Source organism: Arthrobacter tecti, from assembly GCF_054511355.1.
Genome location: NZ_JBTNCT010000007.1, coordinates 41,106 through 61,088, shown reverse-complemented (window position 1 = coordinate 61,088; position 19,983 = coordinate 41,106). Strand labels below are relative to the sequence as shown.

The following is a 19,983-nucleotide window of genomic DNA, read 5'->3' as shown; positions in this document are numbered from 1 at the left end:
CCGGCACCATCTATCGTCACTCTCGTGGCCACATCCGCCGACGCTCAACGCCGAAAGCGGGTATCACTCGCGGCCGTCAACCGGCCAAAGTCAAGGAGAAACATAACGGATGAAAAATTCGTGGAGGGGCGCGCTGTGCTCGGCGCTGTCGGTAGGGCTGCTCGCCTCACCGGTGGCGGCCTTGCCTGCCAGCGCGGAAGAAACCGTCGAGGCCCAGGCAGGCTCCGGCGTCGTCATCAATGAGGCCTATGTGAACGGCGGCAGCGCCAACGCGCCGTTCACCCACAAGTTCGTGGAGCTTTACAACACTACGGATGCGCCGGTCAGTCTTGACGGCTGGTCTCTGCAATACCGCGCGGCGGGTACCGTCACTGCGCCAACCGGCGTCGCGGAGCTTAGCGGAAGCATTCCGGCGAACGGCTACTTCCTGGTTCAAGGCGGCAGCAATGACAGTTTCGGTGCTGCTCTTCCTGCACCGGATGTAACCACTGCTCTGAACTTCAGCGGCACACGCGGAACCATCGTGCTGTCGAACCAGCCCGGCGCCGTCGATCCGCTTGCGGTTGGCTCCGTTGTCGGTGCATCGGGTGTTGTGGACCTGCTGGGCTACGGTTCATCCAACACCTACGAGACAGCGGCGGAAGAGGGGCCGGGCGGGACCACCAACCCGCTGTCCATGAACCGCGCAGACTTCGTGGACACCGACAACAACAAGGTTGATTTCACTGCGCTCGACGCCGTGACTCCCACGAATGCTGCCGGCGACCAGGCGGGAAACGAACCGGAACCCGACCCTGATCCGCCGACGCCCGGAGAAGTGATCCCCATTGCGGAGATCCAGGGCAACGGTGCCGCCACCCCTTACGCGGGCCAGACTGTCACAACGCGCGGCGTCGTCACGGCTGCCTACCCCACCGGCGGATTCGATGGGTACTACATCCAGACTGCAGGCACCGGAGGAGACCTCGGCTCTGACCACGCGGCATCGGACGGCATCTTCATCTACTCGCCCGAAACCGTGGAGAATGTCGCCGTCGGTGATTTCGTCGAGGTGACCGGTGTTGCAGGCGAATACTTCGAGCTGTCCCAGATCACCGTGAACGCCGGCGGCATGACCAAGCCCGCTGAGCCGGCTGAGGCCGTCAAGGCGTCATCGGTGGCCTACCCGGCGGATGACACCGCCCGCGAAGCACTCGAAGGCATGCTCGTTCACCCGACGGGCGGATTCACAGTCACCGACAATTATGCGTTGAACCAGTACGGTGAAATCGCGCTGGCGGTGGGCGATTCCCCGCTGGTGCAGCCGACCGAGATCGCGCCTCCCGGAACCCCCGAGAACGCTGCGGTTGCCGCCGACAACGCGGCCCGCGAAGTGTTGCTCGACGACGGCGCCACCACCAACTTCCTGAACAGCGCCAACATGGACCAGCCGCTGCCCTATCTCACGCCTGAGCAGCCCGTTCGTGTGACGTCGTCCGCGACATTCACGGCACCTGCCGTCCTTGATTTCCGCAACAGCTCCTGGAAGTTCCAGCCGCTGACCGCCCTCACCGCAGCCAATGCCGCGGAAGTTCAGCCCGTCGCCTTCGAAGGGACCCGCCCCGAGGCGCCGGAAAGCGTTGGCGGCAACGTCAAGATCGCTTCATTCAATGTGCTGAACTACTTCACAACTACAGGCGACCAGCTCACGGGCTGCACCTACTACGAGGACCGCGATGGAAATCCCATCACGGTGCGTGGAGGCTGTGACGCCCGCGGCGCCGCCAACGCAGAGAACCTCGAACGCCAGGAAGCGAAGATCGTTGCGGCGATCAACGGGCTGGATGCCGACGTCGTCTCCCTCGAGGAGATCGAGAACTCGGCGAAGTTCGGCAAGGACCGTGATGAGGCCCTCGCGACGCTCACAGCGGCGCTGAACGAAGCGACGCCTGGTGTCTGGGATTATGTCCGCTCCCCCGCCGACCTCCCGGCGCTGGAGAACGAGGACTTCATCCGGACCGCATTCATCTACAAGAAGGCGGTTGTCGAAACGGTCGGCGAATCGGTCATCCTCGATGACAACGAGGCGTTCTCGAACGCCCGTAAGCCCCTAGCGCAGACCTTCAACGTGGTGGACGGTGGTGAGTCCACCACGTTCCTCGTGATCGCGAACCACTTCAAGTCGAAGGGTTCAGGTACCGGTGAGAACGCGGACCAGGGCGACGGCCAGGGCGCTTCGAACGCTGACCGTATTGAGCAGGCAACCGCGCTTGTTGCGTTCGCTGACCGGTTGAAGACCGAAGAGAGAACCGACAAGGTGTTCCTCGCCGGCGACTTCAACTCCTACTCGGCTGAGGATCCCATGCAGATCCTGTACAACGCCGGGTACGTCAACCAGGGCGCGAAGACGGACGGATACTCGTACGTCTTCTCGGGCCAGGTGGGTTCGCTCGACCACATCCTCGCCTCGCCGGCTGCTGATGCAACCGTCTCCGGCGTCGATGTCTGGAACATCAACGCCGTGGAATCCGTGGCACTGGAGTACAGCCGCTACAACTACAACGCCACCAACTTCTATGAGCCGAACCAGTTCAGGGCCAGTGACCATGATCCCGTGATCGTGGGCCTGAACCTTGCCCCGGAAGACACCACCACCGAACTCAACCTGATGGGAATCAACGACTTCCACGGGCGCATCGACGCAAACACGGTGAAGTTCGCGGGCACCATCGAGCAGTTGCGCGCGCAATACGCCGAAGAGAATTCACTGTTCCTCTCGGCGGGCGACAACATCGGTGCGTCCCTGTTCGCCTCCTCTGTGGCGCAGGACAAGCCGACGATCGACGTCCTGAATGCACTGGACCTCAGCGCCTCGGCAGTGGGCAACCACGAGTTCGACGCCGGTTTCGAGGACCTGAGCGGCCGGGTCGCCGAGCTCGCGGAGTTCCCCTACCTCGGCGCGAACGTCTACGAGAAGGGCACCACCACGCCGGCGCTGCAGGAGTATGAGATTGTCAACGTCGGCGGCATTGACGTCGCCGTGATCGGTGTCGTGACCCAGGAGACGCCGTCGTTGGTCAGCCCTGACGGTATCTCCACACTCGACTTCGGCGATCCCGTTGAGGCCGTCAACCGCGTGGCGGCCCAGATCGAGGAGCAGGACCTTGCCGACGTCATTGTCGCCGAATACCACGAAGGTGCCGGCGATGGCGTCGTTGAGGGTTCCACGATCGAAGAGGAGGTCGCCGCAGGCGGCGCCTTCGCCGAGATTGTCACCGAGACCACGCCGCTGGTCGACGCCATCTACACCGGCCACACGCACAAGCAGTACGCGTGGGATGCACCGGTTCCCGGTTCTGAGGGCGAGACCCGCCCGATCGTTCAAACCGGTTCCTACGGTGAGTTCATTGGCCACATCACTCTCACCGTGGACAATGCCACCGGCGAGGTCGAGTCCTACACCGCGCAGAACGTTGCCCGGACCACCACCGACGACGCCACGCTGGTAGCCCAGTTCCCAAGGGTTGCAGAGGTCAAGACGATTGTGGACGCCGCGCTGGCCGAGGCGGATGTCATCGGCAGCCAGCCGGTGGGATCGGTGACGGCCGACATCACCACCGCATTTGTGAACGGCAACCGTGATGACCGGACCTCCGAGTCGACGCTCGGCAACCTGGTGGCCGACTCGATGAGAGCCTCGCTCTCCGCAGCGGAGCGCGGTGGTGCGGAGATCGGCGTCGTCAATCCGGGCGGTCTGCGTAACGAGCTCTACTACGGCGAGGACGGCGTGATTACCTTTGCCGAGGCCAATGCGGTTCTGCCGTTCGTCAACAACCTCTGGACAATTACCCTCACCGGTGAGCAGTTCAAGACGATGCTCGAGCAGCAGTGGCAACCGGAAGGCAGCTCCAGGTCATTCCTGGCGCTCGGGCTCTCGGACAACGTGACCTACACCTACAACCCGGACCTCGCAGCAGGCTCCCGCATCACGTCGGTCACCATCGACGGCGCACCGCTGGACCCGGCCCGCGACTACCGGATCGGCACGGTCAGCTTCCTTGCCCAGGGCGGCGACAACTTCACCGTCTTCCGGGAGGGCACGGACGTTCGCGACTCAGGTCTTGTGGACCGCGACGCTTGGATCAACTACCTCGAGGAGAACAGCCCACTGTCGCCGAGCTTCGACCGCCGGGGAGTGATCGTCCGGAACGCACCCACAGAGGTAGAGGCGGGCGCCGAGGTTTCGTTCAGCGTTGCCAAGCTTGATCTCACCTCTCTTGGCAGCCCGGCGAACAGCAGCCTGACCGCCACCTACATCAACGACGGCGGGGTCAGCACCGAACTGGGCACCACCCCGGTTTCAGGTGGTGCGGCCGAGGTAACGGTCACAGTGCCGGAGACCGCGGTGGGCGACGGACGGATTGTCCTGGTTGCGGAGGAATCCGGAACCACGGTCACCCTGTACGTCACTGCTGGATCGGCACCCGAACCGCCGAACTGCGTTCCGCCGACCAAGCCCACCCGGTGGTGGGACTTCTTCGGCTGGATCCGCTACGGGTACGAGCTGATCGAGTACCTCAAGTGCCTCATCGGCCGGCCATAGCGGGGTAGCCCGACCAACGGCTGAGCGCGAAAGCGCCGGAAGGCGCTCTTCCCCGATTCGCTGGGGAGGGGCGCCTTTCGCGTTGCGCCTCCCGCATCGACTCTCCAATAGGTGACCGTTTGGGGCTTCTAAGAGTCACCTATTGGAGAGTCAATGCACCAGGAGGGGACTAAGTACAAGCGAGGATTGCGCGGGCGATGTCGTCGGCGTCGCGCAGGGTCCGGCCCCCGGCGTCGAGCGATGCCCCCGCTTCGGCGGCGATCGCCGTTCCCCACTGCACGGATGTGAGTTGCAGCCCAAGCACATACAGTCCCTCCTGAACGAGCCCGTTCGCACCAAGGGCCCGGTAGGGCGGCTTGGTCACGTCCAGCCCCGCCGAGAGCTCCGGCACACCGTCCTCCGACATCATCGCGCGGGCACGCACCAGCCCGTCCTCCAACAGCCGCCGCAGCAACACCGACCGGTTGTGCACCACCCGGTTGGCCGGCATCATCGCTTCCACCAGCACACCGGCGTCGTACGTACCGCCCTCCACCCACGGGGAGGTAACCGTGAACCGGCTTCGTCCGCTGTCGAGTTCGAAGCGCGGCGCCGGCCCGGCGAAACGCACGACGCCGGCCCTCGCCAATGCCGCCAACTGTTCAATGCGCAGCGCCGGCGGCCCACTGGCCAGTCCCTCAACGAGAGGTTCAAACCACCCACGCAACTCCGCGGTCCAGGAGGCCTCCGTGAGCCCGCCATCGGAAACCACCTGCTTGATCACGGACCGCCCGGCGTTCATCGCTCCGATGGCCATTTTCAGCGGATCATCCTCACCACGGTCTGATCCGGCTGCGTCTTCCTCCAGATACCCCAGAACCGTCCGGTTGTACTCCTGCGCAGACGCGAACCGGCGACGCCCGAACGGCCGGGCAAGCGCCTCCAGATCCAGCCGGTCCAAACCGGACACGTGAGCATCAAGGGTCTCTTCAAGCTTGGCTGCCCAGTCGCTGTCCGGTGCATCGAGTGCATCCTGGAGCTTCTCCAGAAAGCCCTCACCCAGTCCGGCAGTCCGGGCCAAAGTGCAGTAGTACGCCCAGACCGCGTCACGGTGAAGCAACGGCCACAGGTCGTGGTCGAACCCGGGTTGGACCCCGTCCGCAGCGAAACTTCCCGCCCGCTCAAGCGTGCAGTATCGAAGGCTGACGTTCCGCGGCACATAACTGTCCAACTTCGCCTTCGCCCGGTACGGGGTACCCCGGCGCGACGCCGCGATGATGAGCGGTTCCCGACCCGACGGTTCATACGTCAGCGCGCAACCCGCAGGCTGTCCGCCCGGCACGAACCGGCCTCCGCGCCCCTCGGTGAGGTGTGTCATGATGTCGAAGAAGTTCAGGCCAAGACCGCGAACCAGCACCGGCTTACGCGGAGGAAGACGGTTCCAGTCCACGTCTGCAGGCACAGCAGGTGGCCAGTACTGCAGCCCAAGCCGCGCGGCGCCATCGCGCAGTGCCTCCTGCTCGCGGTTCAGCTGCGCCGGAAGATGACCCATCGCAAGAACGACGGCGTCCGCCTCCAACGCCTCGTCCTCGCCCAGTTCTACCCGGAATGCCGTTCCCACACGTTGTACGTGGCGCGCCTCGACCTGGTGGACGACGACGTCGAAACCGTCGCCGAGGCAGGACAGGACGGAGACGTAGACCCAGCGCAGGTAGCGACCGTACAGTGCCCTGCTTGGGAAGCCGCTGGAGGTCAGCGCTGCCAACTCGGCGCGATCCTCGTCGCTCAGACTCTCATCGGGCGAGACGAGCATTCGTTGCCGCCAGCCGTCGAAGCACACCGGAACCAGCGATGGCGCGCGCCCGGAAGCAGCCTCGCCAACCGGAACCACCGTGGGAAAAAGCGCCGGCGTATTCATAAGGAAGTGCCTGGACTGATCCGGACGCCAAACGTGTCCCGGCCCCGGCTCGTACGGTTCCACAACATGGACCGTCAGCCTTGGCCGTCCGCCCTCAGGAATGGCAGACCAATTCGCGGCCAACCGCTCAATCACGGAAGTGCCCCGCGGGCCGGCGCCGATGATGGCTACCTGCAGGTCCCGCGAATTGTCCATCCGTCTAGGTTATCGGCCTTCAAACGCGGCCGAAGTCCGTCCGACGTGAAGTCAGCCTCCCACGTATGCGGCCAGATGCTCGCCTGTGAGCGTCGACTTGCCGGCAACCAACTCAGCGGGCGTTCCCTCGAAGACAACCTTGCCGCCGTCGTGACCTGCTCCCGGCCCGAGGTCAATGATCCAGTCCGCGTGCGCCATCACGGCCTGGTGATGCTCGATCACGATTACCGATTTGCCCGAGTCCACAAGCCGGTCGAGCAGGCCCAAGAGCTGCGCAACGTCTGCCAGGTGGAGGCCGGTGGTCGGCTCGTCGAGGATGTAGACATCGCCCTTCTCTCCCATCTGCGTCGCTAGCTTCAGCCGCTGGCGTTCACCACCGGAGAGGGTGGTGAGCGGCTGGCCGAGGCTGAGATAACCAAGCCCGACGTCGGCCAGCCGGTCCAGGACCTTGTGCGCCGCCGGCGTGCGTGCGTCCCCGTCGCTGAAGAAACCTTCCGCTTCAGTCACGGACATCGCGAGCACCTCGGCGATGTTCTTCCCGCCCAACCGGTACTCCAACACGGAGGCCTGGAATCGCTTGCCCTCGCAATCCTCGCAGGGAGACTCCACCGTAGCCATGACGCCGAGCTCGGTGTAGATGACGCCCGCGCCGTTGCAGGTGGGGCAGGCTCCCTCCGAGTTGGAACTGAAGAGGGCAGGCTTCACGCCGTTAGCTTTGGCGAATGCCTTGCGGATCGGCTCAAGCAGTCCCGTGTAGGTGGCAGGATTGCTTCGGCGTGAGCCACGAATAGCACCCTGGTCGATGACCACTACGCCCTCCCTGCCCGCAACCGATCCGTGGATCAGTGAACTCTTACCCGATCCGGCCACGCCCGTGACTACGCAGAGCACACCCAATGGGATATCGACGTCAACATTCCGCAGGTTATGCGTGGACGCATCACGGACCTCAAGCGCACCGGACGACGACCGCACCGTCTCCTTCAAACCCGCCCTGTCATCGAGGTGCCTGCCCGTGATCGTGTCGCTGCTGCGCAGCGCGTCCACCGTTCCCTCGAAGCAGAGCGTTCCACCCGCGGTGCCTGCACCCGGACCCAGGTCAATCACGTGATCGGCAATGGCGATCGTTTCGGGCTTGTGCTCGACCACGAGCACGGTGTTGCCCTTGTCCCGCAGCTGCAGCAGCAGGTTGTTCATCCGCTCGATGTCATGCGGGTGAAGGCCGATTGTGGGCTCGTCGAACACGTACGTGACATCCGTCAGCGAGGATCCGAGATGCCGGATCATCTTGGTGCGCTGCGCTTCGCCGCCGGAGAGCGTGCCTGCCGGCCGATCCAGTGAGAGGTAACCCAGCCCGATTTCCGTGAAGGAATCAAGGAGGTGCTGCAGCCCCTTGAGCAAGGGTGCAACGGAGGGCTCCTGAAGGTCCCGGATCCACCCGGTGAGGTCGCTGATCTGCATCTGGCAGAGCTCGGCGATGTTCTTGCCGTTGATCTTCGATGCGAGGGCTTCCCGGGTGAGCCGCGTCCCCTCGCATTCCGGGCACCTCTGGAAGGTCACCGCCCGCTCGACAAACCGGCGCACGTGCGGCTGCATCGCCTCCGGGTCCTTGGACAGCACCGATTTCTGGATCTTGGGGATGATGCCCTCGAAGGTCAGGTTGATGCCCTCGACCTTGATCTTGGTTGGCTCGGAGTAGAGCATGGTGTCGAGCTGCTTCTTGGTGAACTTGGCGATCGGCTTGTCCATCGGCAGGCCAACACCCTCGAACAACCGGCCAAACCATCCGTCCATCGAGTACCCGGGGACCGTCAGCGCGCCGTCCTCGAGTGTCTTGGTCTCGTCATACAGGGCGGTGAGGTCAATGTCACTGACATTGCCCATGCCCTCGCACCGCGGGCACATGCCGCCCAGATAAACAGCCTGACTGACCACATTCTTCTCGACACGGCCGCCCTTGTCCGTGGACATCACACCGCTGGCCTTACGGGTTGGCACATTGAAGGAGAACGCGGTGGGCGGGCCAATCTGTGGAGAGCCCAGACGGCTGAAGAGGATCCGAAGCATCGCGTTCGCATCCGTGGCGGTGCCCACCGTGGACCGCGGGTTGGAACCCATCCGCTCCTGGTCGACGATGATGGCCGTGGTCAGCCCCTCAAGGCGGTCCACCTCCGGCCGCGCAAGGGAGGGCATGAAGCCCTGCACAAAAGCACTGTAGGTTTCATTGATCATCCGCTGGGACTCTGCGGCGATGGTCGCGAACACCAGCGAACTCTTTCCGGAGCCCGAAACACCGGTGAACACGGTCAACCGACGCTTCGGAATTTCGACGCTGAAGTCCTTGAGGTTGTTCTCCCGTGCGCCCTCCACGCGGATCAGGTCATGGGTGTCCGCAGCGTGCAGCGAAGTTGGTTCTGTACCTGTGGCCGTACTCATCATTTCCCCATCTCCTGGGCGGTTCGGGCGCACCCGGGCCGGCCGTCGTCGTCGTTTGGCTCTATCTAATCAGTTGGCGCCGACATTCGGCAGGCACTATTTGTGGAGCGAACCACCCCAAGTTGCCTAAGATAACGGTATGACGTCCACCACACAGCATGACCCCGCAACCGACGACGAGTTCCTCTGGCTCGAGGACATCTACGGCGAGAAGCCACTGGATTGGGTGCGCGATGAGAACGCGGTCACCGAGTCGAAGCTGATCAATGACGGCTTCCTGGCAACGGAGCAGCGCCTGCTTGAGGTGCTTGATTCCACCGACCGCATTCCCATGGTCGGCAAGCGCGGCGAGCACTACTACAACTTCTGGCGGGACAAGGAGCACCCCAAGGGCCTCTGGCGCCGCACCACCTGGGACAGCTACCTCACGGATGCACCTGATTGGGAGCTCCTCCTCGACGTTGACGCCCTGAGTGCGGCCGAGGGCCAGGACTGGGTGTGGGGCGGCGCAATGTTCCTCCGTCCCGCCGAGGGCGAGCCCTACCGTCTGGCGCTCCTTGCGCTCTCCCCTGACGGCGGTGACGCGCAGCGCTACCGGGAGTACGACGTCGTCGACCGCGTTTTCGTGCCGGGCGGGTTCGACATTCCGGTTGCCAAGAGCCGGATCAGCTGGGCGGGGCCGGATGCCCTGCACGTCGGGACTGACTTCGGGCCGGGTTCCATGACCACGAGCTCCTACCCGCGGACCGTCCGTACACTGCGCCGCGGCGAGTCGCTGGAGTCCTCGGAACTGTACTTCGAGATTCCTGAGAACTCGATGATGGCTGCCGTGGTGCGCGACCAGACGCCGGGGTTCGAGCGCGACATCGCCGCCCACATCGTCGACTTCTACTCCAGCCGCACCTACCTCCGCCGGAACGACGAGTGGGTGCACATCGACGTGCCCGACGACGTCAACGTCTCACTCCACCGCGAATGGCTGCTGCTGCGTCCACGGACGGATTTCGACCTCGACGGCGTCACCTACCCGGCCGGTTCCCTCCAGGTCGCGCGGCTTGAGGACTTCCTCGGCGGCAACCGTGCGCTTACCGCCGTCTTCGAGCCCGATCCGCAGACCGCCCTGCAGTCCTGGAGCTGGACGCGCGACTACCTTCTGCTGAACCTGCTGAAGGACGTTTCCTCCGAGATTCACGTACTGAACCCGGCTGCCCATTGGTCTGCCGATGTGCTGGATGCCTGCCCGCCGCTGCACTCGGTGGACGCCTATGCGGTTGATGACGAGGACGACGACGCTGGCAACGACTACTGGCTTGTCGCCACCGGCTTCCTTACCCCCACCACAGTGGTGCGGGGCACGATCGGTGGGACGCATGACGAAGTGAAGGCATCGCCGTCGTACTTTGACGAAAGCTCCTTCACGGTTGAGCAGCACTTCACCATTTCGAAGGACGGCACCCGGGTTCCCTACTTCCAGGTTGCGTCGAAGGAGTTAAAGCTCGACGGCGGCAACCCAACGCTGCTGTCCGGTTACGGCGGCTTCGAGAACGCAATGACACCGGCGTACAGCGGTGTGATCGGCCGCGGTTGGCTGGAGCGCCGGACGTCCGACGGGCGACACGGTGTGTATGTACTGGCCAACATTCGAGGCGGCGGTGAGTACGGTCCGGGCTGGCATCAGGCGGCACTGCACGCGAACCGGCACCGTGCGTACGAGGACTTCGCGGCGATCGCGCAGGACCTGGCGGATCGCGGTGTGACCAGGCCGGAGCTGCTGGGCTGCACGGGTCGCAGCAACGGCGGGCTGCTCGTGGGAAACATGCTGACCCAGTACCCTGAACTGTTTGGCGCGATCTCGTGCGGTGTACCGCTGCTGGATATGAAGCGGTACACCAAGCTCTCAGCCGGGTACTCGTGGATCGCTGAATACGGAGACCCGGACAAGCCGGAAGAGTGGGAGTACGTGCAGACCTTCTCGCCCTACCACCGGCTCCGCGAGGGTACGCAGTATCCGAAGACGCTGATCTGGACGGCGACGAGCGATGACCGGGTGGGCCCGGTCCAGGCCCGGAAGATGGCTGCCCGCATGAAGGCGCTTGGTGTGGAAAACGTGTGGTTCCACGAGGCGTTGGAAGGCGGCCATGCGGGCGCTTCCGACAACCGCCAGGCCGCCCGGATGCATGCCATGTCGCAGGAGTTCGTGTGGAAGGCGCTCACCGGACAGCTGTAGGGCGCGTATTTTGCTCTTGCCCTTTGGTTCTGGGTAGTCTTGGGTGGCTAGTAATAGCTGCTGGAGACGTGCCAGAGCGGCCGAATGGGCTTCACTGCTAATGAAGTGTGGGTCTAAAGCCTACCGGGGGTTCAAATCCCCCCGTCTCCGCTGAAAATGTGAGGAACCCCGGGCCATCTGGTCCGGGGTTCCTCTGTGTTATCCACCTGTTTCGGCGTTTGCCGGCTGCGGGGCTACGCCTTGAGTGCAAGCGTGAACGGAAGGACCGCCTGCGCTCCCGCATCCCGGAGGGCCTTTCCTGCCACGGTCACACTCCATCGGCTGTCTGCGAGATCGTCGACCAGGAGCACGGGGCCCGGATTGGCAGCAAACCAGGCGCGGCCGTCTGTCGGGACGGCGAATTTGTCCCACACCGCCGCCAACCTGAACGCGCTGTTGCCACCCGACGCGCCGCTCGGCCACCCATTCGGCATTTGTAGCGCGCCGAGGTACGGGATTTTTCCGACCCTCGCGAGCCCTTCGGCAAGGGACTGGATCAGGAGGGGGCGGCGTCGTGATGGCATGCTGACAACGGCAACTGGCCTGGTTTCCCAGCCCCATTCGGACAATACCTTCACGCATGCCTGGGCAGCCAGTGCATCAAGTGGCCGGTCTTCTGATCCCTCGGCCAGGAGTTCCCGTACCCGGTTTCCCCAGCCGAGGTCCGTCAGACGGGCGAGTGCTCGTCCGGGAGACAGGAACTGATCGGCTGGAATCCGACCCTTCACGGGGACACCCAGCTTGTCCATGCCGGAGGGCCACTGACCTCGTGGCTCGAGTTCCACCCCCACTCTGCCGAGGGCGCTTCCTGCACTCTCAGAGGCGTCGTGTGAGACCTCGTCGGAGTACCAGGGGCCGGCACAGTTGTCGCACCGGCCGCAGGGCGCAGCTCCCGGATCATCCAGAGCTGCGGCGAGGAACTCCATCCGGCAGCTTCGGGTGTTCTCGTAGTCCAGCATGGACTTCTGCTCGTGCACGCGGGCTTTGGCGATACGGGCGTAGCGTTCGCTGTCGTACTGCCAGGGCTTGCCGGTGGCCTGCCATCCGCCGGTTACCTTACGCACGGCGCCGTCCACATCCAGCACTTTCAACAGGAGCTCCAACGGCGAGCGCCGCACGTCCACGCGGGTTTCCAAAGCCGGTGTAGACAGTACGCTACCGTCTGCCAGGGCGTCGAGGATGCGCTGCGCTTTGTCTTCGGCGGGCATTGAAGCAGTAGCAAAGTACTCCCAGATGTCCCTGTCCTCCGCCCCGGGAAGAAGCAGCACATCAGCATTGGGAGTCCCGCGGCCGGCCCTGCCCACCTGCTGGTAGTACGCAACAGGCGAGGACGGGGCGCCGAGGTGTAAAACGAACCCTAGATCCGGTTTGTCGAAGCCCATTCCCAGGGCGCTGGTGGCAACCAGGGCCTTCACCTCATTCTTCTTTAGCGCCTGTTCCGCTGACTCGCGATCCGCCGGATCGGTTCGCCCGGTATAGGCCTGCACCCGGTGTCCGCTCTCCCGCAGCAAGCGGGCGGTGTCTTCAGCTGCGGAAACTGTCAGGGCGTAGATGATGCCGCTTCCAGGAAGGTCTTCAAGGTGGGTAAGGAGCCACGCGAGACGCGACCGTGGACTGGGCAGGCGGAGCACGCCGAGCCGAAGCGATTTCCTCGCCAGGTTCCCGCGCAGGGTGTACACAGGCGTGCCGTCTGTACCCAGTTGCTCCTCTACGTCCTTGACCACTCTTGAGTTTGCGGTTGCTGTGGTGGCGAGCACCGGCACACCCTGCGGAAGCGTGGTGATGAGGTCCCGGAGCCGCCGATAATCAGGACGGAAATCATGGCCCCAGTCGGAGATGCAGTGGGCCTCATCAATCACCAACAGTCCTGTTCGGCGGATAAGTTCCGGCAGGTGGTTCTCCCGGAAGGATGGGTTATTCAGCCGCTCAGGGGAGACCAGGAGCACGTCAACCTGATTTGCCTCGAGCTGCGCGGAGATCCCCTGCCACTCCGTCTGATTGGCTGAGTTGATCGCAGCCGCCCGCACTCCGGCCCGCTCAGCCGCAGCTACCTGGTCCCGCATGAGTGCGAGCAGCGGAGAAACGATCAGGGTTGGCCCGGCACCAGCCGTTCGCAGGAGCAGGCTCGCGACGAAGTACACGGCGGATTTCCCCCAGCCGGTGCGCTGTACCACCAGTGCGCGGCGGCCTCCATTGACCAGTGCCTCGATAGCCTCGAACTGGCCCTCGTGGAACGCAGCGTCCTCGCGCCCCACGAGGGTGCGCAGGATCGAGAGTGCCTGGTGGTGCAGCGTGGTGGTTTCAGCCATGCGCCCCAGTATTGCAGCCGGCACCGACGAAAACCCGCGGGTTGGTCCGCTATGTTGACAACCGCCGTCAACCATTCCTCCCCAGCCCACTGGCCCGCCAATCGAACCGGCTAGACTTTCGAGCGTGAACACAACCATCGACCTCTCAGCTTCCTTCAAGGCCTACGACGTACGTGGAATTGTGGGTGAAACCATCACCGCTGAAACAGTGCGGGCGGTAGGTGCCGCCTTCGTTGACGTACTCGGCCTTGCAGGCGAGACGGTGCTGGTGGGCGGGGATATGCGGCCCTCGTCGCCGGAGTTCAGCCACGCTTTCGCTGAGGGAGCTACAGCCCGCGGCGCCGATGTGATCTTCCTGGGTGAGATTTCCACCGATGAGCTGTACTACGCGAGCGGAAAACTGGATGCTGCCGGGGTCACGTTCACCGCCAGCCACAATCCGGCGCAGTACAACGGTATGAAGATGTCACGCCCGGGCGCCGTTCCCGTCTCATCTGAGACTGGCCTGACCGAGATCAGGGAGCGGGCCGAACAGTACCTTTCCGACGGCGCGATCCCCGCCGTCGACGTTCAGGGCGCCACCTCCTCGAGGGACATCCTTGAGGACTACGCGCAGTACTTGCGCTCCCTGGTCGATCTTTCGCGCATCCGCTCACTCAAGGTTGTTGTGGACGCGGGAAACGGTATGGCCGGGCTAACCACTCCCGCTGTTTTGGGTAACCAGTACCTTGACGCTCTACCGCTTGAGATCATTCCCCTCTACTTCGAACTGGATGGCACCTTCCCCAACCACCCCGCAAACCCGCTGGAACCGGAAAACCTCAGGGATCTGCAGCGGGCTGTGCTGAGTAACCATGCCGATATCGGCCTTGCCTTCGACGGGGACGCCGATCGCTGCTTCGTAATCGACGAGCGAGGCGAGCCCGTGTCACCGAGCGCGGTCACGGCCATGGTTGCCCGCCGCGAGATCCGCCGCGCACAGGCCAACGGGGAGCAGGAACCGGTGATCATCCACAATCTGATCACCTCGCGTGCGGTCCCGGAACTGGTACGGGCAGAGGGCGGACGCCCGGTCAGGACGCGCGTGGGCCATTCCTTCATCAAAGCCGTCATGGCAGAGGAAGGCGCGGTGTTCGGCGGCGAACATTCGGCGCACTATTACTTCCGCGAGTTCTGGAACGCAGACACCGGCATGCTTGCGGCGATGCACGTTCTGGCAGCGCTCGGAGAACAGGAGCGGCCGCTCTCCGACCTTGGCCGGGAGTACGAGCCTTACTTCTCCTCCGGAGAGATCAACTCGAAAATCGACGACGCCGCTGCGGCCACCGCGCGTGTGCGACAGGAATTCGAGAATGACGGCGTCACTGTGGATGAGGTGGACGGCCTCACCTTTACGGCGGAGGACGGCTCGTGGTGGTTCAACCTGCGGGCATCGAACACAGAACCCTTCCTCCGCCTCAACGCCGAAGCGGAAGACCCTGCGACTTTGGAGACCCTAACCGCGGCCGTGCTGGAACAGATCCGCCGGTAACGTGGCGGGCGCCGGTAACCTGACGGGACGAGCGGGTCCTCAACGCCAGCACTGGCGCGGAGACCGTATAGCTGCTGCGCACCGTGGAGAGAACCCCATGGTCATGAAGCGGTTGCCGGGCGGCTTCGCCGTCTTCGGCGACGTGCAGTGGCTTCCGGGGTATTGCGTCCTGCTGACCGACGATCCAACCGTCACCAGACTCTCTGACCTAACCCCACCGAAGGCGACCTCGTTCCTGGCGAGCATGACGATTCTGGCCAGTGCGGTGGAGCGGGCCTGCGAGGATGTTGATTCGGCATTCCTCCGCGTGAACATCGAAATCCTCGGCAACACCGACCCTTATCTCCACGCACACCTCTGGCCGCGTTATGCCTGGGAAGAGCCAAATCTCAGACGGAAGCCCGTTTGGCTTTATCCGGAATCGAACTGGTCAGACCCCGGAAATGCGGCTGGCCCGCAGCACGATGTGCTGCGGGCCAGAATCACGGCCTATCTTGAAGAGTTGAGCTAGGCGGCAAACCGCTTCTTCAGGTTCTCAAGTTCGTTGACGAGTTCCTTCGGCAGAGAGTCACCGAATTGCTGGTACCACTGCTCGATTCCCTCAAGCTCGGCGTCCCACTCCTCCGCGTCTACCCGAACCGCCTCTGCAACATCCGCGGGCGTGAGGTCCAGACCAGTCAGGTCAAGGGAATCCGGAGCCGGGACGTAACCGATGGGCGTCTCAACCGCAGCGGCCTTTCCTTCGAGGCGCTCAATGATCCACTTCATCACCCTCGAGTTGTCGCCGAAGCCGGGCCAGGCGAAGCCGCCATCGGCGGTACGGCGGAACCAGTTCACCAGGAAGATCTCCGGCAGGCGCGACTGATCGGCCTGGCCGCTGACCTTCAGCCAGTGGCTGAGGTAATCGCCGGCGTCGTACCCCATGAAGGGAAGCATCGCCATTGGGTCCCGGCGCACCCGACCGACAGCGCCGGCCGCGGCCGCAGTCGTCTCCGAAGAGAGGGTGGATCCCATGAAGATACCGTTGGTCCAATCGCGGGACTGCGTGACCAGAGGCACGGTTGTTTTTCGGCGCCCACCGAACAGGATCGCGGACAGCTCAACGCCCTCGGGATCATTGAACTCATCGGCGAGCATGTCGATCTGGTCGATCGGTGTGCAGAACCGAGCGTTCGGGTGGGCGGCTGGAGCGTCCGACGACGGCGTCCAGTCGTTGCCCTGCCAATCCGTAAGGTGAGCGGGCACTTCCTCGGTCATGCCCTCCCACCAGACTCCGCCGTCGTCGGTCAATGCAACATTGGTGAAAATCGAATTGCCCTTGGCGATAGCGCGCATCGCGTTGGGGTTGGTCTTCCAGCCTGTACCCGGGGCAACACCGAAAAGGCCGGCCTCAGGGTTCACCGCACGCAGCTCGCCCTCCTTGCCGAAGCGCATCCAGGTGATGTCGTCGCCGAGCGTTTCGACCTTCCAGCCCTCGATGGTCGGATCCAGCAGCGCCAGGTTGGTCTTGCCGCAGGCTGAGGGGAACGCGGCCGAAACGTAGTATGTCTTGTTCTCCGGCGAGGTGAGCTTCAGGATGAGCATGTGCTCCGCCAGCCACCCTTCATCCCGCGCCATGACGGAGGCGATACGCAGGGCGTAGCACTTCTTGCCGAGCAGGGCGTTTCCGCCGTAGCCGGAACCGAACGACCAGATTGAGCGCTCTTCCGGGAAGTGGACAATCCACTTCTCGTCATTGCACGGCCAGGAGACGTCCTGCTGCCCTGGCTCCAGGGGTGCGCCAAGCGAGTGCAGCGCGGGGACGAAGTCGGCACTGAGTTCAGTCATCCGGTCAAGCACCGCAGTACCGATGGTCGCCATGATCCGCATAGAGGTCACGACGTACGCGCTGTCTGTGATTTCGACGCCGAACTTCGGCTCCTGTGCATCCAGGTGGCCCATGACGAACGGGATCACGTACATGGTGCGGCCACGCATACATCCGGCGAACAAGCCACGCAGCTTGTCCTTCATGGCACCTGGATCCATCCAGTTGTTCGTGAATCCGGCGTCGCGCTCATTCCGGGAGCAGATGAAGGTCTGCTCCTCGACGCGGGCTACGTCCGCAGGGTCGGAGAATGCTGCGAACGAGTTGGGAAAGAGCTCATGGTTCAAACGCTTCAGCGTGCCGGCAGCAACCAACTCATCCGTGAGCTCGGCGTTCTCCTGTGCGGAACCATTGACCCAATAGATTCGGTCAGGCTGGGTCAGCGCGGCAGTCTCCTCAACCCAGGCCAGCAGAGCTGCGTGAGTTGTTGGGGCAGCGGAAACTGCGGCCTCTTCAGTCGCTCGTTCAGCGAGCAGCGGCTGTCGCACGGAATCGCCCATTTCTCTTCCCTTCGTTGGATGTCGGATGTGTATCGATGCTAGGGGTGAGTTGTTACAGAGAACCGGACAATTCGAGCTCCAGTCGATTGTGCAAAGATGGAGGAACCGCGAGATTGCGCGGAATTCAAGCTTTTGAACATGCAAGTTCTGTGATTAAGGTCACGTAGACCGGTCTAGCCTCAATGGTGCCTTTTCTTGATGCTGAACAGCCGAATTAGCATTAGGTTCTGAATGGCTGTAGAGTTATCTACGGCCAAACGGCCATGCGAAAGCCTTCAAACGGCTTGCAAAATGCGTGCGTAGCTCAACGGATAGAGCATCTGACTACGGATCAGAAGGTTGGGGGTTCGAATCCCTTCGCGCGCACCAGACCAAAACCGCCCCGGCAGCAGCCCGGGGCGGTTTTCGTTTAACGCACGGCCATCCCTTGCCCTGACCTCCGCTCAGGTGGAAGGCTCAGATCCATGACTGAGAAACCCACCGACGTCATCGTCATCGGCGCCGGCGCTGTCGGTGAAAATGCCGCCGCCCGCATTGTGCGGGGCGGGTTGTCTGTCGTCCTTGTGGAATCCGAACTCGTTGGCGGCGAGTGTTCCTATTGGGCCTGCATGCCCTCGAAAGCCCTCCTTCGCCCCGGAACAGCGCTGAACGCAGCCCGCGCCGTCGCCGGCTCCCGGGAAGCCGTCACAGGAACGCTCGACGTCCAGCAGGTCCTCGCCCGGCGCGACGAGTTCACCTCCCACTGGGACGATTCATCGCAGGTCGACTGGGTGAACGACACCGGCATCACCCTCATCCGCGGCATGGCGCGGCTCACCGGTGAACGGCAGGTGGAAGTATCCAACGACGACGGCGCCACGCGCCTTCTCGCGCGCCACGCCGTCGTTCTCGCAACGGGCTCGACGCCCTCCGTGCCGCCCATCGACGGGCTCAGCGAACTCGCCTTCTGGGGCACCCGCGAAGCAACATCGGCGAAAGAAGTGCCCGAAAGCCTCACTGTGCTCGGCGGTGGCGTGGCCGGCGCTGAGCTCGCACAGGCGTACGCGAGGCTCGGTTCCCGGGTCACCCTGATCGCGCGCAGCGGACTGCTCGGCAACTATCCTGGGCAGGCATCGGCGCTTGTGGCAAAGGGCCTCGAGCGCGACGGCGTCACCCTGCGCTTGTTCACCGAGACAAAGTCCGTGCACGACGACGGCGGCCACTTCCGCGTTGTTCTCTCGGGCGGTGAGGTGGTTCAGTCGGAGAAGCTGCTGGTCTCCACGGGCCGGCATCCCGCATTGGTGGGGCTCGGGCTGGAGTCGCTCGATCTCGATCCCAAGGGGCTCGCGACGGACGAGTCGGGGCAGGTTGCCGCCCATCCCTGGCTCTACGCCGTCGGAGATGCCGCGGGGAAGGTACTCCTCACGCATCAGGGCAAGTACGAAGCCCGTATGACCGGGGACGCGATAGTTGCCCGTTCCAAGGGACAGCTCGACGGACCGCCCGAGAGGTGGAGCGCTTTCGCGGCTACAGCCGACAGGTACGCCGTACCGCAGGTGGTGTTCACCGACCCTGAAATTGTGATGGCCGGCAGGACCCTCGAAGCCGCACAAAAAGACGGGCTGGAGGTCAGCGAGACGTCGCTGGAGATCGCAGTCGCGGGTTCTTCGCTGCACGCGGATGCCTACGAGGGCTGGGCGCAGATAGTGGTCGATGAGGAACGCAAGGTGTTGGTCGGCGTTACCTTCGCGGGGCCGGACGTGGCTGAGTTACTGCACGCGGCGACCATCGCGATTGTCGGTGAGGTTCCATTGGACCGCCTCTGGCACGCGGTACCCGCCTACCCGACCATCAACGAGGTCTGGCTCCGACTGCTCGAAAAGTACGGCCTCTAGGCGCGCCGCACCACAAAGTCGGTCACGTCGGCATCGCGTCCGTCCAGTTCAGCCCAGAGCCCGCCGTGCTGGAACACCGTGAGCGCCGCCGACGGATAGTGCGTGGCCAGATCAACCACGGAATCTTCATCTGAGTCCACGGACGCCAAACGCATTGCAAGGTTCTGGAGCCCCGGCAGGTGCGAGATTACGAGCAAGCTCGTTGCGGTCTCCGGCACATGGTTGATGACCGTGAGCATCGAGGTGGCGCTCGCAGCGTACAGCTCCGCTGCCAACCGCGGGGTAGGCGCCTTCTCCCCCAATTCGTCGCACACCCAGGTACACGTCTGGCGTGCCCGCAAGGCTGTGGAGCACAGGATAAGGTCCGGGACGGCGTCGTTCTCCACCATCCAGCGCCCAACCAGGGGCGCATCCCGGTGCCCGCGCGAACTCAGCGGCCGCTCATGATCCGCGACGTCGGAATGCCAATCGGATTTGGCATGACGCAGCAGCATGAGGCGCTTCAGATGGTGGGAGGACACTCCCC

General features: G+C 63.7%; 10 protein-coding genes and 2 tRNA genes. 7 read left to right on the top strand and 5 right to left on the bottom strand.

Annotated features, from left to right (window positions below; all coding sequences use genetic code 11):
- Positions 1–109 precede the first annotated feature (109 nt).
- Positions 110–4,582: an ExeM/NucH family extracellular endonuclease gene (locus ACX80C_RS10055; protein WP_459326329.1), complete on the top strand. Its 4,473-nt coding sequence runs from the start codon at positions 110–112 to the stop codon at positions 4,580–4,582.
- A 169-nt stretch (positions 4,583–4,751) separates the two neighbouring features.
- On the opposite strand, the gene ACX80C_RS10050 is transcribed toward ACX80C_RS10055, so the two are convergent.
- Positions 4,752–6,674, bottom strand: coding sequence for an FAD/NAD(P)-binding protein (locus tag ACX80C_RS10050; protein ID WP_459326328.1), 1,923 nt, complete (start codon positions 6,672–6,674; stop codon positions 4,752–4,754).
- Positions 6,675–6,725: 51 nt separating this feature from the next.
- Positions 6,726–9,110: an ATP-binding cassette domain-containing protein gene (locus ACX80C_RS10045; RefSeq protein ID WP_459326408.1), complete on the bottom strand. Its 2,385-nt coding sequence runs from the start codon at positions 9,108–9,110 to the stop codon at positions 6,726–6,728.
- A 139-nt stretch (positions 9,111–9,249) separates the two neighbouring features.
- Between ACX80C_RS10045 and ACX80C_RS10040 the strand changes: the two genes are divergently transcribed.
- Together ACX80C_RS10040 and ACX80C_RS10035 are read left to right on the top strand one after the other, a co-directional pair.
- Positions 9,250–11,337 carry a prolyl oligopeptidase family serine peptidase gene (locus ACX80C_RS10040; RefSeq protein ID WP_459326327.1) on the top strand — a complete coding sequence of 696 codons (2,088 nt, stop codon included), beginning with the start codon at positions 9,250–9,252 and terminating at the stop codon, positions 11,335–11,337.
- Positions 11,338–11,399: 62 nt separating this feature from the next.
- Positions 11,400–11,487: transfer RNA gene (locus ACX80C_RS10035), tRNA-Ser, on the top strand.
- An 83-nt stretch (positions 11,488–11,570) separates the two neighbouring features.
- Here the strand turns inward: ACX80C_RS10035 and ACX80C_RS10030 are convergent.
- Positions 11,571–13,685 (bottom strand): RecQ family ATP-dependent DNA helicase, encoded by a 2,115-nt coding sequence (locus ACX80C_RS10030; RefSeq protein WP_459326326.1) that lies wholly within the window; start codon positions 13,683–13,685, stop codon positions 11,571–11,573.
- 124 nt (positions 13,686–13,809) lie between these two features.
- Here ACX80C_RS10030 and ACX80C_RS10025 point away from each other — a divergent pair, with 124 nt between their 5' ends.
- Together ACX80C_RS10025 and ACX80C_RS10020 are read left to right on the top strand one after the other, a co-directional pair.
- On the top strand, positions 13,810–15,216 hold the full coding sequence (locus ACX80C_RS10025; RefSeq protein ID WP_459326325.1) for a phosphomannomutase/phosphoglucomutase: 1,407 nt from the start codon (positions 13,810–13,812) through the stop codon (positions 15,214–15,216).
- Positions 15,217–15,313: 97 nt separating this feature from the next.
- Positions 15,314–15,727 carry an HIT family protein gene (locus tag ACX80C_RS10020; protein WP_459326324.1) on the top strand — a complete coding sequence of 138 codons (414 nt, stop codon included), beginning with the start codon at positions 15,314–15,316 and terminating at the stop codon, positions 15,725–15,727.
- On the opposite strand, the gene ACX80C_RS10015 is transcribed toward ACX80C_RS10020, so the two are convergent.
- Positions 15,724–17,583, bottom strand: a complete 1,860-nt coding sequence (locus ACX80C_RS10015) for a phosphoenolpyruvate carboxykinase (GTP) (RefSeq protein ID WP_459326323.1) — start codon at positions 17,581–17,583, stop codon at positions 15,724–15,726. The genes ACX80C_RS10020 and ACX80C_RS10015 overlap by 4 nt on opposite strands.
- 293 nt (positions 17,584–17,876) lie before the next feature.
- On the opposite strand from ACX80C_RS10015, the gene ACX80C_RS10010 reads away from it, so the two are divergent.
- A tRNA-Arg gene (locus ACX80C_RS10010) sits at positions 17,877–17,952 on the top strand.
- Positions 17,953–18,047: 95 nt separating this feature from the next.
- Positions 18,048–19,457 carry a dihydrolipoyl dehydrogenase family protein gene (locus ACX80C_RS10005; protein ID WP_459326322.1) on the top strand — a complete coding sequence of 470 codons (1,410 nt, stop codon included), beginning with the start codon at positions 18,048–18,050 and terminating at the stop codon, positions 19,455–19,457.
- Here the strand turns inward: ACX80C_RS10005 and ACX80C_RS10000 are convergent.
- Complete coding sequence (locus tag ACX80C_RS10000) at positions 19,454–19,978, bottom strand: SixA phosphatase family protein (protein WP_459326321.1); 525 nt, start codon at positions 19,976–19,978, stop codon at positions 19,454–19,456. The genes ACX80C_RS10005 and ACX80C_RS10000 overlap by 4 nt on opposite strands.
- Between the last annotated feature and the right edge of the window lie 5 nt (positions 19,979–19,983).